This window comes from Microbacterium sp. STN6 (genome assembly GCF_026410545.1).
GTDB lineage: Bacteria > Actinomycetota > Actinomycetes > Actinomycetales > Microbacteriaceae > Root112D2.
Map to the genome: position 1 here is coordinate 722,486 of NZ_JAPMIT010000001.1, position 16,879 is coordinate 739,364.

Annotated in this window: 16 protein-coding genes; 13 read left to right on the top strand and 3 right to left on the bottom strand. The window is 67.9% G+C overall.

The window, feature by feature from the left end; all coding sequences use genetic code 11:
* Nucleotides 1-18: 18 nt before the first annotated feature.
* Together OSC27_RS03270 and OSC27_RS03275 are read right to left on the bottom strand one after the other, a co-directional pair.
* Nucleotides 19-936, bottom strand: a complete 918-nt coding sequence (locus tag OSC27_RS03270; protein WP_267179977.1) for a TIGR01777 family oxidoreductase — start codon at nt 934-936, stop codon at nt 19-21.
* 1 nt (nt 937) lies between these two features.
* On the bottom strand, nt 938-1,363 hold the full coding sequence (locus tag OSC27_RS03275) for an OsmC family peroxiredoxin (protein WP_267179978.1): 426 nt from the start codon (nt 1,361-1,363) through the stop codon (nt 938-940).
* Nucleotides 1,364-1,524: 161 nt separating this feature from the next.
* Between OSC27_RS03275 and dapA the strand changes: the two genes are divergently transcribed.
* From dapA to dapF, 12 genes are all read left to right on the top strand, one after another.
* Nucleotides 1,525-2,502, top strand: coding sequence for a 4-hydroxy-tetrahydrodipicolinate synthase (gene dapA, locus OSC27_RS03280; protein ID WP_267179979.1), 978 nt, complete (start codon nt 1,525-1,527; stop codon nt 2,500-2,502).
* An 87-nt stretch (nt 2,503-2,589) separates the two neighbouring features.
* A complete protein-coding gene (locus OSC27_RS03285; RefSeq protein WP_267179980.1) occupies nt 2,590-4,266 on the top strand; it encodes a ribonuclease J in 1,677 nt (558 codons plus the stop codon).
* 75 nt (nt 4,267-4,341) lie between these two features.
* Nucleotides 4,342-7,176 carry an FtsK/SpoIIIE family DNA translocase gene (locus tag OSC27_RS03290; protein ID WP_267179981.1) on the top strand — a complete coding sequence of 945 codons (2,835 nt, stop codon included), beginning with the start codon at nt 4,342-4,344 and terminating at the stop codon, nt 7,174-7,176.
* Between the two features lie 4 nt (nt 7,177-7,180).
* Nucleotides 7,181-7,789 carry a CDP-diacylglycerol--glycerol-3-phosphate 3-phosphatidyltransferase gene (gene pgsA / locus OSC27_RS03295; RefSeq protein WP_267179982.1) on the top strand — a complete coding sequence of 203 codons (609 nt, stop codon included), beginning with the start codon at nt 7,181-7,183 and terminating at the stop codon, nt 7,787-7,789.
* Entirely contained in the window at nt 7,782-8,291 is a 510-nt protein-coding gene (locus OSC27_RS03300; protein ID WP_267179983.1) for a CinA family protein, read from the top strand. The genes pgsA and OSC27_RS03300 overlap by 8 nt, the downstream gene beginning before the upstream one ends.
* A gap of 177 nt (nt 8,292-8,468) precedes the next feature.
* On the top strand, nt 8,469-8,780 hold the full coding sequence (locus OSC27_RS03305) for a helix-turn-helix domain-containing protein (protein WP_267179984.1): 312 nt from the start codon (nt 8,469-8,471) through the stop codon (nt 8,778-8,780).
* A 177-nt stretch (nt 8,781-8,957) separates the two neighbouring features.
* Nucleotides 8,958-9,188 carry a DUF3046 domain-containing protein gene (locus OSC27_RS03310; protein ID WP_267179985.1) on the top strand — a complete coding sequence of 77 codons (231 nt, stop codon included), beginning with the start codon at nt 8,958-8,960 and terminating at the stop codon, nt 9,186-9,188.
* Between the two features lie 184 nt (nt 9,189-9,372).
* Nucleotides 9,373-10,449, top strand: coding sequence for a recombinase RecA (gene recA, locus OSC27_RS03315; RefSeq protein WP_267179986.1), 1,077 nt, complete (start codon nt 9,373-9,375; stop codon nt 10,447-10,449).
* Between the two features lie 123 nt (nt 10,450-10,572).
* Complete coding sequence (locus OSC27_RS03320; RefSeq protein WP_267179987.1) at nt 10,573-11,112, top strand: regulatory protein RecX; 540 nt, start codon at nt 10,573-10,575, stop codon at nt 11,110-11,112.
* 35 nt (nt 11,113-11,147) lie between these two features.
* Nucleotides 11,148-12,725, top strand: coding sequence for a tRNA (N6-isopentenyl adenosine(37)-C2)-methylthiotransferase MiaB (gene miaB, locus OSC27_RS03325; protein WP_267179988.1), 1,578 nt, complete (start codon nt 11,148-11,150; stop codon nt 12,723-12,725).
* Nucleotides 12,712-13,659 carry a tRNA (adenosine(37)-N6)-dimethylallyltransferase MiaA gene (gene miaA / locus OSC27_RS03330; protein ID WP_267179989.1) on the top strand — a complete coding sequence of 316 codons (948 nt, stop codon included), beginning with the start codon at nt 12,712-12,714 and terminating at the stop codon, nt 13,657-13,659. Before miaB ends, miaA begins: the two co-directional genes overlap by 14 nt.
* Before the next feature lie 9 nt (nt 13,660-13,668).
* Nucleotides 13,669-14,550 carry a diaminopimelate epimerase gene (dapF, locus tag OSC27_RS03335; RefSeq protein WP_267179990.1) on the top strand — a complete coding sequence of 294 codons (882 nt, stop codon included), beginning with the start codon at nt 13,669-13,671 and terminating at the stop codon, nt 14,548-14,550.
* Between the two features lie 73 nt (nt 14,551-14,623).
* Here dapF and OSC27_RS03340 read toward each other — a convergent pair whose 3' ends face one another.
* Nucleotides 14,624-15,253 (bottom strand): class I SAM-dependent methyltransferase, encoded by a 630-nt coding sequence (locus OSC27_RS03340; RefSeq protein ID WP_267179991.1) that lies wholly within the window; start codon nt 15,251-15,253, stop codon nt 14,624-14,626.
* Nucleotides 15,254-15,298: 45 nt separating this feature from the next.
* Here OSC27_RS03340 and hflX point away from each other — a divergent pair, with 45 nt between their 5' ends.
* On the top strand, nt 15,299-16,876 hold the full coding sequence (hflX, locus tag OSC27_RS03345) for a GTPase HflX (protein WP_267179992.1): 1,578 nt from the start codon (nt 15,299-15,301) through the stop codon (nt 16,874-16,876).
* Nucleotides 16,877-16,879 lie beyond the last annotated feature (3 nt).

Below are 16,879 nucleotides of genomic sequence, written 5' to 3' on the forward strand. Positions count from 1 at the left end.
CCGGCTGCCGCCAGACCCTCACCTGCCCAGCAGCGCCGCAACGGCCTTCTGCACCGTGTCATGCCGAAAGACGAAGCCGTCGTCGATGAGCCGCGTCGGAACGACCTTCTGGCTCGCGAGAAGCAGCTCACGGCCGGCATCGCGCAGGGCGAACTCGATGAGTCCCTCCGGCGCGCGCAGGCCATACGGCCGCCCCAGCTGACGCGCGAGCTCGCGAACCAGCACGTCTGCCGTCACGGGCGAGGGGCCGACCAGGTTCACGGCCCCCTCGACCCCCGAGCGCATAAGGTGACGGATGGCCGCAGCCTCGTCGTGCAGGCTGATCCACGGCCAGTGCTGCCCGCCCGTGCCGAGCGGCCCCGCGAGTCCCAGCCGAGCCAGGGGCAGCAGCGGCCGCATCGCACCGCCGTTGCCGAGCACGATGCCGCTGCGGACGAGCACGACGCGGGTGCCCTCGGGCGCGAGCCGAGCGGCCGTCTCCCACTCGTCGACGACATCGGCGAGAAACCCCTCGCCCTTCGGCGAGCTCTCCGTGAGCCGTGCACCGGGCCGGTCGCCGTAGTAGCCGACGGCGGAGGCGTTGATCAGGACAGCGGGCGGCCTCCGCGACATGCCCATCGCATCCGTCAGCGTGCGCGTCGCCTGCAGTCGCGACTGCCGGATCTCCTCCTTGTACCCCGCCGTCCACGGCAGGTGGGCGAGCGAGGCACCCGAGAGGTTGACGACGACGTCGACGTCGTCCATGAGCGTGAAGTCGATGATGTGCGCGCTCGGAGCCCAGTTGAACTCGGCCGCGCTGCCCGGTCGACGGCGCACGAGCCGCAGCACGGTGTCTCCCTCGCGCTCGAGCTGGCGCGCGAGCTCCGAGCCGATCATGCCGGACGCGCCGCAGATCAGAACCCGCAGGGGCCCGGTGCGGCGAGCCGATGCCGCCACGTCAGGCGAGGTCGGCTTCGAGCGTGACGGGGATGCCGCTGAGAGCCCGCGAGACGGGGCAGGTGCTCTTCGCCTCCTCGGCAAGACGCTGGAAGTCGTCCTCCTCGATGCCCGAGACGGTGGCGTTGACGAGCAGGTGGCTGCCGGTGATGCCCTGGGCCGGGTCGAAGGTCACGGCTGCCGTCACCTGGATGCTCTCCGGCGGCGTGCCGAACTGGCCGAGCAGGTTGGCGAACGCCATTGAGAAGCAGGCGGCATGGGCGGCGCCGAGCAGTTCCTCGGGGTTGGTCGTGTTGTCGCTTCCCTCGGAGCGCGCCTTCCAGGTCACGCCGAACTCGGCGGCGTGCGACGAGTCGAGGCTGAGCCGGCCGCTGCCCGACTTCAGATCCCCGCTCCAGACGGATGTCGCTTCGCTTGTCAGTGTCATGGGTGCCTCCTGGGCCGTGGCGCGATGCCGCAATCGCAGGCCGCGCGAGCTGACGTGGAGTGTTCAGCCTAGCGCCGCCGTGCCGTCGCTGTGCCCCGCATTGGGGGTATTCGAAGGTGTTCCGGTGCGCCGCGCTCAGAGCACCCGGTAGCCTGTATCTCGTGTCTACGATCGAGAACCCGTTCGGGCAGGTGCTAGTCGCGCTGGTGACTCCGTTCACCGCCGAGGGAGAGGTCGACTGGCCCGCCGTCGAGAAGCACATGGACGACGTGATCAACGACGGCGCCGACGGCATCGTGATCTCGGGCACCACGGGCGAGACATCGACCCTGACCGACGCCGAGAAGATCCGGCTCGTCGAGGTCGGCAAGCAGGTCGCCGGCGGTCGCGCCAGGATCATCACGGGCGGCGGATCGAACGAGACCGCGCACGCCATGCAGCTGGCCCGGCAGAGCGAGAAAGCGGGCGCCGACGGCAACCTCGTCGTCACGCCGTATTACAACAAGCCCACGCAGGCGGGACTCCTCACGCACTTCCGCATGATCGCCGACGCGACCGACCTGCCCGTCATCCTCTACGACATCCCAGGCCGCACGGGCGTTCCCATCGCCTACGAGACCATCCTGCGGGCGGCGAAGCACCCGAACATCGTCGCCATCAAAGACGCCAAGGGCGACTTCAGCCAGGTCTCCCGGGTGCTCAACCACACCGACCTGCTGTACTTCTCCGGCGACGACACGAACGTGCTTCCCCACCTCTCGATCGGCGCGACCGGGCTCATCGGCGTGACAAACAACATCGCCGCCCGGCCGTACCGCACCATGATCGACGCCGTCAACGCGGGCGATCTCGCCACGGCGACCGCCGCGCACAAGAAGCTCGAGCCGCTCGTGCGCGCCGTCATGACGCATGTGCCGGGCACCGTCGCCGCCAAGTACATCCTGCACGGCCTGGGCCGCATCAACAGCCCGCGCGTGCGCTTGCCGCTCGTCGGCCCGGAGGAGTGGGAGGCGGCGCAGATCGAAGACGAGATTGCGCTCGTCAACGACATCCCCGGCGTCGACTTCACCAACTTCCGCCCCGACCGCAACGCCGCCGCAGGCGGCGCGCTGCCCAAGGTGGCAGGCACCACGCGGTAGCGCCGTCAGGCGCCATCCGTCATCGACATCGACCGACACGCGCCTCGCGCACACGACAACTGCACATGTACGACAACTGGAGGGCCCATGCCCAATCTCGTCTCTGATCCGCCCGCTCTCACGCCGGGAACCCTGCGCGTCATCCCCACCGGCGGGCTCGGCGAGATCGGGCGCAACATGACGGTGTTCGAGATCGACGGCAAGATCCTCATCGTCGACTGCGGCGTGCTGTTCCCGGAAGAGAACCAGCCAGGAGTCGACCTGATCCTGCCCGATTTCGCGCCCGTCCGCGACCGCCTCGAAGACATCGTGGGAATCGTGCTCACACACGGCCACGAGGACCACATCGGCGCCGTGCCGTACCTGCTCAAGCTGCGCGCGGACATCCCGCTCATCGGCTCCGGCCTCACGCTCGCGCTCGTGGAGGCGAAGCTCAAGGAGCACCGCATCACGCCGTACAGCCTCACAGTGCACGAGGGGCAGAGCGAGAAGCTGGGCCCATTCGACCTCGAATTCGTGGCCGTCAACCATTCGATTCCGGATGCGCTCGCCGTGGCCATCACCACCGCCGCCGGCGTCGTGCTGCACACCGGCGACTTCAAGATGGACCAGCTGCCGCTCGACGACCGGCTCACCGACCTGCGGGCCTTCGCCAGGCTGGGGGAGAAGGGCGTCGACCTGTTCCTCGTGGACTCGACGAACGCGGACGTGCCGGGGTTCACCGCGCTTGAGCGCTCGATCGGTCCCGTGCTCGACAACGTGATCGCCCGGGCGCCGCGGCGCGTCATCGTCGCGAGCTTCTCGAGCCACGTGCACCGGGTTCAGCAGGTGCTCGACGCTGCCCACGCCAACGGGCGCCGGGTGGCGCTGCTGGGCCGCTCGATGGTGCGCAACATGGGGATTGCCGCCGAGCTCGGCTACCTCAGGGTGCCGGAGGGTGTGCTCATCGACTTCAAGAAGGCCGGCGACATTCCCGACAACAAGATCGTCTACATGTCGACCGGTTCGCAGGGCGAGCCGATGGCGGTGCTCGCGCGCATGGCCAACCTCGACCACCAGATCGAGGTGGGCGACGGCGACACCGTCATTCTCGCGTCGAGCCTGATCCCCGGCAACGAGAACGCCGTGTATCGCGTCATCGACGGGCTCACCAAGCTCGGCGCGACCGTCGTGCACAAGGGCAACGCGAAGGTGCACGTCTCCGGCCACGCGGCCGCCGGCGAGCTTCTGTACTGCTACAACATCCTGAAGCCGAAGAACGTGATGCCCGTGCACGGCGAGTACCGCCACCTGGTGGCGAACGCCAAGCTGGCGCAAGACACGGGGGTGCCCACCGAGAACACGATCCTCGCGGAGGACGGCAGCGTCATCGACCTGAAGGATGGCGTCGCGCGCATCGTCGGTCAGCTCGACCTCGGCTTCGTCTACGTCGACGGGTCGAGCGTTGGCGAGATCACGGATGCCGACCTCAAGGATCGCCGGATCCTCGGCGAGGAGGGCTTCATCTCGATCATCGTGGTCGTCGAGGCGGCGACGGGGCGCATCATCACGGGTCCGGAGATCCACGCGAAGGGCTTCGCCGAAGACGACAAGGTCTTCGACACCGTCAAGCCGAAGATCCAGGCGGCGCTCACCGAGGCGGCGCAGAACGGGGTGCGCGACCCGCACGCCCTCAGCCAGGTCGTGCGCCGCACGGTCGGCCGCTGGGTGTCGACGAGCTACCGCCGCCGCCCGATGATCGTGCCGCTCGTCATCGAGGCCTAAGCGGTTTCATCCGCTGACGTGACACCCGGTCCGGGCTAACCGTCGATGACGGTGGCGGAAGGTACCGTTTATTTCATGGCTACGAGCACCAAGTCGACCTCGCGCGCCCGGGGGGCGTCCACGCGGGGATCGTCCGGGCGCAAGAGTCCGAGCAAGACATCCGCGCAGAAGACGGTCAAGTACCCGGCGGCAGAGCAGAGGCCGTCCCTTGCCGGGCGCATCTGGATGGGCCTGGCGCACCTGACCGGCGGCGCGGCGCGGGCACTCGGCCCCGAGAAGCTCGAGAAAGAGGAACGCCGAGACGGACTGCCGTTCTTCGTCGTTCTGCTCGCTGTCGCGGGTGCGGTCGTCGAATGGTTCTTCATCAACGCCTCCGTCGCCCAGACCCTCGACGCCTGGACCTTCGGTGGCCTCTTCGGCCGCGTCGCGTTCGCGCTCCCGGTCATCATGCTCATCTTCGCCGTGTGGCTCTTTCGGCATCCGAGCTCCGTGCACGACAACACGCGCATCGGCATCGGCCTCATCCTGCTGCTCGTCACGGTCTCCGGTCTCTGCCACATCTTCAGCGGCCACCCCGAGCCGAGCGAGGGCATGCCGACGCTGGCTCGAGCGGGAGGCATCATTGGTTGGATGATCGCTGCGCCGCTCATCGCCCTCATCACGGGCGTCGGCGCCACCATCGTCGTGATCGCCCTGCTTGCGCTGAGTCTCTTCATCATCACCAAGACGCCGCCTAACAAGATCGGTGCGCGCTCACGCGAGCTGTATGCGTACCTCTTCGGGGCGCAGCTGCCCACTGAAGAGGAGCGGCAGGAGGAGAAGCAGGCGGCGAAGGCCTCCAAGACCACACAGGTCGAGCTGGACGGACTCGGCGACGACGCGGCCGACGACGAGTCCTCGCCAGGCGGGCCCCTCCCGTGGTGGCGTCGCAACAAGTCCCAGCGTGAGGAAGACCCGGCGTACGACAGCCCCATCGCGCAATCGTTCACCGACCTTCTCGGCCCGGCGGTTGCCGGGGGAGGCGAGTTCGACTCGGTGCTCGAGCAGCCCGTGCCCGATCCCGACGACGACCACTACAAGACCGAGGTCATCTCCGAGCTCAAACAGGCAGAAGACGCGCTCAAGCGCTTCACGGGCGAGGCTGACTCGCTCGGCGCTAGCGGGCTGCACGACGATGAGACGGATGCTGTGGCAGGCCCCAACGGCGGCACCGGCCCCGAGGCATCCGCTGTCGGCAACGCTGCCGCAGCCCCGCCCGCCCCGCCTGCCCCGTACCGACTGCCGTCGGTCTCCACGCTGTCGGCGGGTACCCCTGCCAAGAGCAGGTCGCAGGCGAACGACGATGTGGTGGCGGCGATCACCGACGTGCTGAAGCAGTTCAAGGTCGACGCGAAGGTCACGGGCTTCTCGCGCGGGCCGACGGTCACGCAGTACGAGGTCGAGCTCGGGCCCGGCGTCAAGGTCGAACGCGTGACGGCTCTCAGCAAGAACCTGTCGTACGCGGTGGCGAGCAACGAGGTGCGCATCCTCTCGCCCATCCCGGGCAAGAGTGCGATCGGCATCGAGATCCCTAATTCTGATCGCGAGACGGTCTCGCTCGGTGACGTGCTGCGTTCCTCCGCCGCGACCAAGAGCGCGCATCCCATGACGATCGGCGTCGGCAAAGACGTGGGCGGCGGGTACGTCGTCGCCAACTTGGCGAAGATGCCGCACCTTCTCGTCGCGGGGGCGACGGGTTCGGGCAAGTCGAGCTTCGTCAACTCGATGATCACGAGTCTGCTCATGCGCGCCAAGCCGGCCGACGTGCGCATGGTGCTCGTCGACCCGAAGCGAGTCGAGCTCTCCATCTACGCGGGCGTGCCGCACCTCATCACTCCCATCATCACGAACCCCAAGAAGGCGGCCGAGGCGCTGCAGTGGGTCGTCAAAGAGATGGATATGCGTTACGACGACCTGGCGAGCTTCGGGTTCCGTCACATCGACGACTTCAACAAGGCCGTCGTGAACAACGAGATCGTGCTGCCTGCCGGCAGCGAGCGCGTGCTCAAGCCGTACCCTTACCTCCTCGTGGTGGTCGATGAGCTCGCTGACCTCATGATGGTCGCGCCTCGTGACGTGGAGGATTCGATCGTGCGCATCACGCAGCTCGCGCGCGCGTCCGGCATCCACCTCGTCCTCGCCACGCAGCGCCCGAGCGTCGACGTCGTCACCGGCCTCATCAAGGCCAACATCCCGTCGCGCCTGGCATTCGCCGTCACGAGTGTCACCGATTCCCGCGTGATCCTCGACCAGCCGGGCGCCGACAAGCTCATCGGCCAGGGAGACGCGCTGTTCCTTCCCATGGGCGCCTCGAAGTCGATTCGCGTGCAGGGCGCGTGGGTGAGCGAGGGCGAGATCGCGCGGGTTGTCGAGCACGTGACCGCGCAGGCGCGCCCCGAATACCGGCAGGATGTCGCGGCGGCAACCGAGAGGAAGGCGATCGATTCCGACATCGGCGACGACCTGGAGCTTCTGCTCGCGGCCGCCGAGCTCGTGGTCTCGACGCAGTTTGGTTCCACCTCTATGCTGCAGCGCAAGCTGCGCGTCGGGTTCGCCAAGGCGGGCCGACTCATGGACCTGCTCGAATCGCGCGAGATCGTCGGGCCGTCGGAGGGGTCCAAGGCGCGCGACGTGCTCGTGACCGCCGAGCAGTTGCCCGGCGTGCTCGCGCGGCTTCGCGGCGAGGATGGCCCGGCAGGTACCGGTGGGGCGGCAAGCCCGGGCGGCTCTGCCGCCGCATCCGATCCGACCCACCCCCACGCCCCGGATGACCGTTACGGCGACGACCCGGTCGCCGCGCAGACGGTGGGCTACCCTGAAGAAGATGGGCCCTCAGACGAGGATGCCTGGCAACTGACCGGCAGGGACTGACCGCATGACGCACGCCGACGGCGCCGACGAGCCCGGCGCCGCCCTCCCGCCGAGCAACTGGAACCTGCCGAACCTCATCACGATCGTGCGGATCCTGTTTGCGCCGGTATTCCTTTGGCTTCTTCTGGCGGATGCCGGCGCCGACGGCCCCATGCGCTGGATCGCGGCGGTGCTCTTCATCGTCGGCATCGCGACCGACGGCGTCGACGGCGCGATCGCCCGAGGCCGCGGCCTCGTCACCGAGCTCGGCAAGCTGCTCGACCCGATCGCCGACAAGATCCTCACCGGCGCGGCCCTGGTGGCGCTGTCGATCCTCGCTGAGCTGCCGTGGTGGGTGACCATCGTCATCCTCGTTCGCGAATGGGGCATCACGCTTATGCGCTTCCTCGTCATCAACGAGGGCGTCATCGCCGCGTCGCGCGGGGGCAAGCTGAAGACCGTCATGCAGTCGGTGGCCATCTCGTTCGCGCTTGTGCCGCTGTGGCTGTTCTTCGGTGACTGGATCTACTGGGTCAACGGCATCCTCATGACGATCGCCGTCATCCTCACCGTCGTCACGGGCCTCGAGTACGTCGTCAACCTTGTTCGCAGCCGCCGGTCCCGCCATGGCTGAGCACGGCGCAAGGCCAGCGGATGCGGCAGCCGACCTCATCGCCGAACTCACCGCGCGCGGCCTCACCGTAGCGCTCGCGGAGTCGCTCACGGGCGGAGCGCTCGCCGCCGAACTGACCCGGCCGGCCGGCGCATCGGCCGCGATCCTGGGCGGCCTCGTGGTGTACGCCACTGAGCTGAAGCACACGCTCGCCGCCGTCGATTCAGAGCTGCTGGCAGAGCACGGCCCGGTGCATCCGGCGGTTGCGGCCCAACTCGCAGCGGGAGTGCGCCATCGTCTCGCCGTCTCCGGCAGGCCGGCGGATATCGGCGTCTCAACCACCGGCGTCGCCGGCCCCGCCTGGCAATCCGGCCGCGCGCCCGGAACGGTCTTCGTCGGAATCGACTCGCCACGGGGGTCGCGGGTGGTCTCATTGCAGCTGACCGGGGACCGGGCGCGCATCCGTGCCGCGGTCGTCGCGCACGCGGTCGCCGAACTGCAGGAGGAAGTGGCTCGGCTCTGAGCTCTCCTGAACCGTCATCACGGGAATACGACTCACGATGGGGCCGTTACAGCCGATGGTTCACAACAAAACTCCAGTCGCTTTCGATTAATGTTGTGGGTAAGGGATGCGTGTAATGTGGGGCATTCCAACAGCAATAGACGTCGACGGCAGGCAGGTAAAGAAGGGGAGGCTCCAATGATTCTCGTACGTCAGGAAATCGGCGACGTACTCAGGGACTTCCGCCTGCAGAAGGGCCGGACCCTGAGGCAGGTCGCCAGTAGGGCAAGCGTGGCGCTCGGTTACCTGAGCGAGGTCGAGCGCGGTCAGAAGGAGGCGTCGAGCGAGATCCTCGCCTCGGTGGCCGACGCACTCGAGACGCCGATCTCGGTCATCATGCGTGAGGTGGGGGACCGCCTGGCCGTGCTCGAGGGCATCGAACCGATGATCCCCGACACGGTGCCAGACGAGTTCGTCTCGGCAATGGATGTCGATCTCGTCGCACGCTGAGCACCGTATCAAGGCATGAAGGGCGCTTCCGGCGGTTGCCGGAAGCGCCCTTCTCTCATATCCCGACCACGTTGGCCCCGGAGCGCGAAGCGCGTCTCGAAACCCACGCCTCTACGTGGGCCCGGAGCGCGAATCGCGTCTCGAAACCCCACCCGCCCCAACCCCTAAGGTGATCCCATGCGACTGAGCGAGTTCCGCCGGGCGATCGACGATGAGTTCGGCCTCGCCTACGGCGGCGTCGTCATGCGCGACCTCGTGATCCCTGAGCTCGGCCAACGCACGCCGGAGGCGGCGCTGGCGGCCGGCGTGCCCGCGCGTGATGTCTGGCTCGCGGTCTGCGCGGCCACTGACGTGCCGCGCTCCCGCTGGTACGGAGCGGGCCTTCCTGCGCCGAAACCGGCATCCTGACCCGCAGGAATGTACGACACGCCGAGGGGCGCAGTCTCGAAGATACGTTCGGTTCTTGATACGCTCTTCACAGCGGCGTTCGGCGGGGCATTCTCCACCGTTCACCGGGCCGTGCGACCGGAATGTCGGAGCCTCCGCGTACAGTCGGTCTCGTCAGTGAAGCCCAGGAGAAAAGAGTCGTCACATGCCATCATCAGCCGACCGCGAGAAGGCCCTTGAAACGGCCCTCGCCCAGATCGACCGCCAGTTCGGCAAGGGCTCGGTCATGCGCCTCGGCAGCGACGAGCGTGCACCGGTCGAGGTCATTCCCACCGGTTCCATCGCGCTCGACGTGGCGCTCGGAATCGGTGGCCTGCCGCGCGGCCGCATCGTCGAAATCTATGGGCCGGAATCCTCAGGTAAGACCACGCTGACCCTGCACGCCATTGCGAACGCGCAGCGCGCGGGCGGCATCGCCGCCTTCGTCGACGCTGAGCACGCGCTCGATCCCGAGTACGCCAGGAAGCTCGGCGTAGACATCGACTCGCTTCTGGTCTCACAGCCCGACACGGGCGAGCAGGCGCTCGAGATCGCCGACATGCTTGTGCGAAGCGGGTCCATCGACCTCATCGTGATCGACTCGGTCGCCGCCCTCGTTCCCCGCGCAGAGATCGAAGGCGAGATGGGTGACTCGCACGTCGGCCTCCAGGCCCGTCTCATGTCGCAGGCGCTGCGCAAGCTCACCGGCGGTCTCAACCAGACCAACACCACCATGATCTTCATCAACCAGTTGCGCGAGAAGATCGGCGTGTTCTTCGGCAGCCCCGAGACCACGGCCGGTGGTAAGGCGCTCAAGTTCTACGCCTCCGTGCGTCTTGACATCCGTCGTATCGAGACGCTGAAAGACGGGACGGATGCTGTGGGTAACCGCACGCGCGTCAAGGTCGTCAAGAACAAGATGGCGCCGCCATTCAAGCAGGCCGAGTTCGACATTCTGTATGGCGTCGGGATCTCCCGTGAGGGCAGCCTCCTCGACTTCGGCGTGGAGCACGCCATCGTCAAGAAGTCCGGTGCCTGGTACACCTACGAGGGCGACCAGCTGGGTCAGGGCAAGGAGAACTCGCGCAACTTCCTGATCGCCAACCCCGACATCGCGAACGAGATCGAGCAGAAGATCAAGGTCAAGCTCGGTATCGTCGCCGACCCGAACGCTACCGCGGCCGTGGCCGAGGGAACGGTCGACTCGATCACCGACAAGCTGGCAGCACGCAAGGGCGCATAGCGGGCGGCACAACGCAAGGAGCACGCCGACATGGTGAGTTTCCATCCTTCGGATGACTCCGCTCACGAGCATCTGGCGCCCGTGAGCTACCTCCCCAGCGCCCAGCAGCAGCCGACCTGGGCCGTGCCGGGTGAGGAACGCGGCTCGTCCGAGGCGCGTCCCATTGGGGAAAAGACCAGGGAGAAGACCAAGGCATCGAATGTCTCAATGCATCAGCTGGCGAGGCGTGGCATGTCCCGGTGGGAGCTTGAGCAAGTGCTCGCCAAGCGCGAGGTGGAGCCGCACCTGGCCGCGGCCGAGCTCGACCGGCTCGAAAGCGTCGGGCTGTTGGACGACGCGGCGTTGGCCGTGACGCTGGTCTATACACAGCACACGCGGCGTGGCCTCGGCCGTGCCGCCATTGCGCAGGAGCTGAGGCGACGCCACATCGATGGGGCAATCATCGAAGACGCCCTGTCGGAGATTGCGGAAGACGATGAGCTCGAGCGCGCCACGGAACTCGCGCTGAAGCGCGTTCCGCAGTTGCGCAGCGTGGATGACGAGGTGGCTGAGCGTCGGTTGAACGGCTATCTCGCTCGCAAGGGCTACGGCTCATCCACGGTGCGGCAGGCGGTTCAGGCGGCAATGGCAACACGGCGTTCCTCCGGCGTTCGATTCGTGTGAGGCCATCGCGTGCTCGCACGTAAACTAGTGCCACTATGAGCAGCACTACACCTCACGGCGTCGTGATCGCACCGTCGCCCGCGGCCAGGGACGAGGCCGGTCATTCGCGCACCTATGAAGTGCGCACCTTCGGCTGTCAGATGAACGTGCACGACTCTGAGCGCCTGAGCGGCTCGCTCGAGGCCGCAGGCTACGTGCCCGCGAACGGCGCCGAGGCCGACGTCGTCGTCATCAACACGTGCGCCGTGCGCGAGAACGCCGACAACAAGCTCTACGGCAACCTCGGCCACCTCGCGTCGGTCAAGCGCCGCCACGAGGGTATGCAGATCGCTGTCGGCGGCTGTCTCGCCCAGAAGGACAAGGGGGTCATTCTCGACAAGGCGCCGTGGGTCGACGTCGTCTTCGGCACGCACAACATGGGATCGCTGCCGAGCCTGCTTGAGCGTGCGCGCCACAACGATGAGGCGCAGATCGAGATTCACGACGCGCTCGAGACGTTCCCTTCCACGCTGCCCACCAAGCGGGATTCCAGCTACAGCGGCTGGGTCTCCATCTCGGTCGGCTGCAACAACACGTGCACGTTCTGCATCGTGCCGTCGCTTCGCGGTAAGGAGAAGGATCGTCGCCCGGGCGACATCCTCGCTGAAATGCACGCTCTTGTCGATGACGGGGTGGTGGAGATCACCCTGCTGGGCCAGAACGTGAACTCGTACGGGGTCGAGTTCGGCGACCGTCAGGCGTTCGGCAAGCTCTTACGCTCGGCTGGCGCCATCGAGGGCCTCGAGCGCGTTCGGTTCACCAGCCCGCATCCCGCTGCTTTCACCGACGACGTCATCGACGCTATGGCTGAAACCCCGAACGTGATGCCCCAGCTGCATATGCCGCTGCAGTCCGGCTCCGACCGAATCCTGAAGGCGATGCGCCGCTCGTATCGCTCGCAGAAATTCCTCGGCATCCTCGACCGGGTTCGGGCGAAGATCCCGGATGCCGCGATCAGCACCGACATCATCGTCGGGTTCCCCGGCGAGACCGAGGAGGACTTCGAAGACACGCTTCGCGTGGTGCGCGAGGCGCGCTTCGCATCCGCGTTCACGTTCCAGTACTCGATCCGTCCAGGCACTCCCGCCGCAACCATGCCCGATCAGGTACCCAAGCAGATCGTGCAGGAGCGCTACGAGCGGCTCGCTGCCCTGCAGGAGGAAATCTCCTGGCTCGAGAACCAGCGGCTCATCGGGCACGAGGTCGAACTGCTCGTCGCGAACGGTGAAGGCAAGAAGGATCAGGAGACGCACCGGCTCACCGGGCGAGCCCGCGACAGCCGCCTGGTGCACTTCGAGGTGCCGTCAGGCAGCCCCGTTCCACGCCCGGGCGACATGGTGACGACGAGAATCTCGCAGGCCGCGCCATTCCATCTCCTCGCAGATTCTCCCACCGGGGCGCCGCTGCAGATCCGCCGCACCCGGGCGGGCGACGCATGGGATCGCGCCCAGAGCGAATCCTGCGCGGTTGACTCGCACGGCAGCCAGCCACAGGCAGGCAGGGTCTCGCTCGGGCTTCCCTCCCTGCGCGTCGCCACCACTCCCATTTACGATCCGGCGGATGGCGAACGCTGACGCGCATCGCGGGCACGAGCTGATCGCGATCGTCGGCCCGACCGGCACAGGCAAGACCGACCTCTCCCTCGACATCGCCGAGAGCATCCGCGCGCGGGGCGGCCGCGCCGAGATCGTGAACGCCGACGCGATGCAGCTCTACCGCGGCATGGACATCGGCACCGCCAAGGTGCCGGTGGCCGAGCGCCGCGGCATCCCGCACCACATGCTCGACGTGCTCGAGGTGCGCGACGACGCGAGCGTCGCCTGGTACCAGCCGCGGGCGAGACGAATCATCGACGAGATCATCGGCCGCGGTGCCATGCCCATCCTCGTCGGCGGATCCGGCCTGTACGTCTCATCGGTCATCTTCGACTTCGCCTTCCCCCCGCGCGACCCCGATGTGCGCGCGCGCCTCGAGCGCGAGCTCAACGAGCACGGTCCTGGCGTGCTCCACGCCCGCCTTCGCGAACGCGATGCGGCAACCGCCGACCGGGTCGATCCCGCCAACGGGCGCCGCATCGTGCGCGCGCTCGAGGTGAACGAGCTCGCGGCCTCCGGCCACGGGGGAGCGCTGCCCGACGAGCCGGCGCCCTGGAGGCCCGCGCGCGTCCTCGGCCTGCGCATGCCAAGGCTCGACCTCACCGCGCGCCTCGACGCCCGCGTTGAGACGATGTGGCGCAACGGGCTCCTCGACGAGGTCGCACGACTCATCCCGGCCGGCCTCGAGAGCGGATCGACGGCCAGCCGCGGCATCGGCTACGCGCAGGCGCTCGACCAGCTGCGCGGCCGCCTCGATGAGGCGTCTGCCATCGCCGCGACGCAGCAACTGACCCGCCGCTACGCGCGGCGTCAGGTCAGCTGGTTTCAGCGTTACCGCCACATATCCTGGCTGGATGCCGGCACGCAGGGCGTCGCCCAGGCGGCCATGCGGGCTCTCGACGCGCGCCCCTAGACTTGGCGAATGGCCACAACTCTCCACTTCACGAAGGGTCAGGGGACCGGCAACGACTTCGTCCTGTTCGCCGATCCTGACGGTGAGATCGATCTGACGCCCGCCCAGATCGCCGACATCTGCGACCGGCACTTCGGCGTCGGAGCCGACGGTGTGATCCGCGCCGTGCGCTCTCGAAACCTGCCTGCCGGCGAAGCCGCGCTGAGCGAGGACCCGGCCGCCGAGTGGTTCATGGACTACTCAAACGCCGACGGCAGCATCGCCGAAATGTGCGGCAACGGCATCCGCGTCTACACGCGCTTTTTGCTGGAGAACGGGCTTGCCGAGCTCGCGGGCGGCGACACCCTCGTAATCGGCACGAGGGCTGGCGTGCGCGACGTGCAGAGCAGCCGAACCGGCTTCCAGGTCGACCTCGGCCGCTGGTCTCTCGACGGTGGGGAACCTCTCGTGCGGGCGCGGGAGCTCGAGGTCGCCCGCCCCGGGCTGGGCATCGACGTCGGCAACCCGCACGTGGTCGTCGCAGTGGCCGACGACGCCGAACTCGACGGAATCGACCTCGGCTACGTGCCCCAACTCGAGCCGCAGCCCACAGCAGGGGCCAACGTGGAGTTCGTGGTTCCCGCCGATCCGCTGGTGAAAGACGGCATCGGGCGCATCCGCATGCGTGTGCATGAGAGGGGCAGCGGAGAGACACTCTCGTGCGGCACCGGCGCGGCCGCCGCGGCTCTCGGCGTGCGGCACTGGGCGGGCAGCGGCGCGCCGGACCAATGGCGCGTGCAGGTGCCGGGCGGGGTCGTCGGCGTGCGCATGTTCCCCACGGAAGACGGTGAGCACGTCGCGCTCTCCGGGCCAGCCGAGCTGGCGTTCTCCGGCTCCCTCGAGCTCGTCTAGGTATCGAGCGCATCGAGCCCGTTCAGATCTCCGGCTCGTCTAGGCCTCGAGCCCGTTCAGATCTCCGGCTCGTCTAGGCCTCGAGGCCGTCCGCCCGTCGGCGAACGCGCAGCACGCGGTAGCCTTTGGCCGTCGCGGCGCGCGTCGTGGTGAAGTGTCCTGGCAGCGTCGTCGCCAACCAGCGCTGCAGCGAGTCGGAGCCGAGATTGCGCTGCACGACGAGCCATGCGTCGGCGCCGGGCTCCAGCCGCGGCAGCCATCCGGTCATCAGATTGTGCAGTTCGTCCTTGCCGACACGGATCGGCGGGTTCGACCAGATGGTCGTGAAGGCCACGTCGTCGGGAACATCCCCGGGCAGCACGGCGTTGACGTTCTCGAGGCCGGCGGCGTCCGCGTTGCGCCTGACGACGTCGAGGGCGCGCTGGTTGACGTCGACCGCCCACACTCTGGCATGGGGCGACTCGAGAGCGAGCGTGAGGGCGATCGGCCCCCAGCCGCAGCCGAGGTCGAGCAGGTCACCGCCCGGAGGGGGAGCAGGAGTGTTGCGCAACAGAACCTGCGTGCCGCTGTCGATGCGGTCGGGGCTGAAGATGCCGCCGACGGTGCTCAATTCGAGGGTTCGGCCGGCGAGCGACACCGTGAGCGGGCGTGGAGTCGGATCGCTCCCGGGTGACGACGTGAAGTAGTGCTCTCCGGTGGGCATAGCTAGAAACGTACCGCACGAGACGAGGAACTAGGCTTGGTGAGAATGACGAAGGCAACGAACGACGACCGTGAGAACGGCGTGGCCGGCGACGGCGCCGATTCCGCTCGTTCGGCGAGCGGCGACGACGTGATCGAACGCGTGCTCGCGCATGCGGATGCCCGAGCGGGCGGCTACTCACTCTTCACAACGGGCGCCCAGGCACTGCACGCACCCGATTCGAACCGCGACGAGCGCGGCGACCACGACGGTGACCAGTATGACCGCGAGGAGCGCGCGGCGCTCCGTCGCGTGGCCGGACTTTCCACTGAGCTCGAGGATGTCACCGAAGTCGAGTACCGGCAGCTGCGCCTCGAGCGCGTGGTGCTGATCGGCGTGTACTCGCAGGGCAGCCAGTCTGATGCCGAGAACTCCATGCGCGAGCTTGCGGCGCTCGCGGAGACCGCGGGCGCCGTCGTGCTCGACGGCCTCCTGCAGCGACGGCCGCATCCCGACCCGAGCACCTACTTCGGTCGCGGCAAGGCCGACGAGCTGCGGGGCGTTGTCGCGTCGCTCGGCGCCGACACCGTGATCGCCGACACCGAGCTTGCACCGAGCCAGCGCCGTGCGCTGGAAGACGTGGTGAAGGTCAAGGTCATCGACCGCACGGCGGTGATCCTCGACATCTTCAGCCAGCACGCCAAGAGCCGCGAGGGCAAGGCCCAGGTTGAGCTTGCCCAGCTCGAATACCTGCTGCCGCGCCTGCGCGGCTGGGGCGAGTCGATGTCCCGCCAGGCGGGCGGCCAGGTCGGCGGAGCGGGCGCCGGCATGGGCTCGCGCGGCCCCGGCGAGACGAAGATCGAACTCGACCGCCGCCGCATCCACACACGCATGGCGAGACTGCGCAAGCAGATCGCCGGGTTCAAGCCGGCGCGCGAAGCCAAGCGTGCCAACCGCCGCCGCAACCAGGTGCCCTCAGTCGCAATCGCCGGGTACACGAACGCCGGCAAGTCGAGCCTGCTGAACCGCATCACCAAAGCGGGCCTGCTCGTCGAGAACGCGCTGTTCGCGACGCTCGACGCCACCGTGCGGCGCTCCGAGACCTCCGACGGTCGCCTGTACACGCTCACCGACACCGTCGGTTTCGTGCGCAACCTTCCGCACCAACTCGTCGAGGCGTTCCGGTCCACGCTCGAGGAGGTCGCGGACGCCGACCTCATCGTGCACGTCGTCGACGCCTCGCACCCGGATCCCGCCAGCCAGATCGCGACGGTTCGCGACGTGATCGGCGAGGTCGGGGCGCGCGACATCCCTGAGCTCATCGTCTTCAATAAGGCCGACCTCATCGGTGACGACGACAGGCTCGTGCTGCGTGGCCTCGAGCCGGGCGCCGTGTTTGCGTCCGCGCGAACCGGCGAGGGCATCGACGACGTTCTGGCAGCAATAGAGCGGATGCTGCCAGACCCCTCGGTCGAGATCGACGTCGTGATCCCATACGACCGCGGTGACCTCATCTCGGCGCTGCACGAACGAGGTCGCGTGCTCTCGACCGAGTACGTGGAGGCAGGCACGCGCGTTCGCGCCCTGGTCATGCCGGATGCCGAAGCGATCTTCAGCGAGTACCGTCCGTCGCAGCAGGCCTGAGCC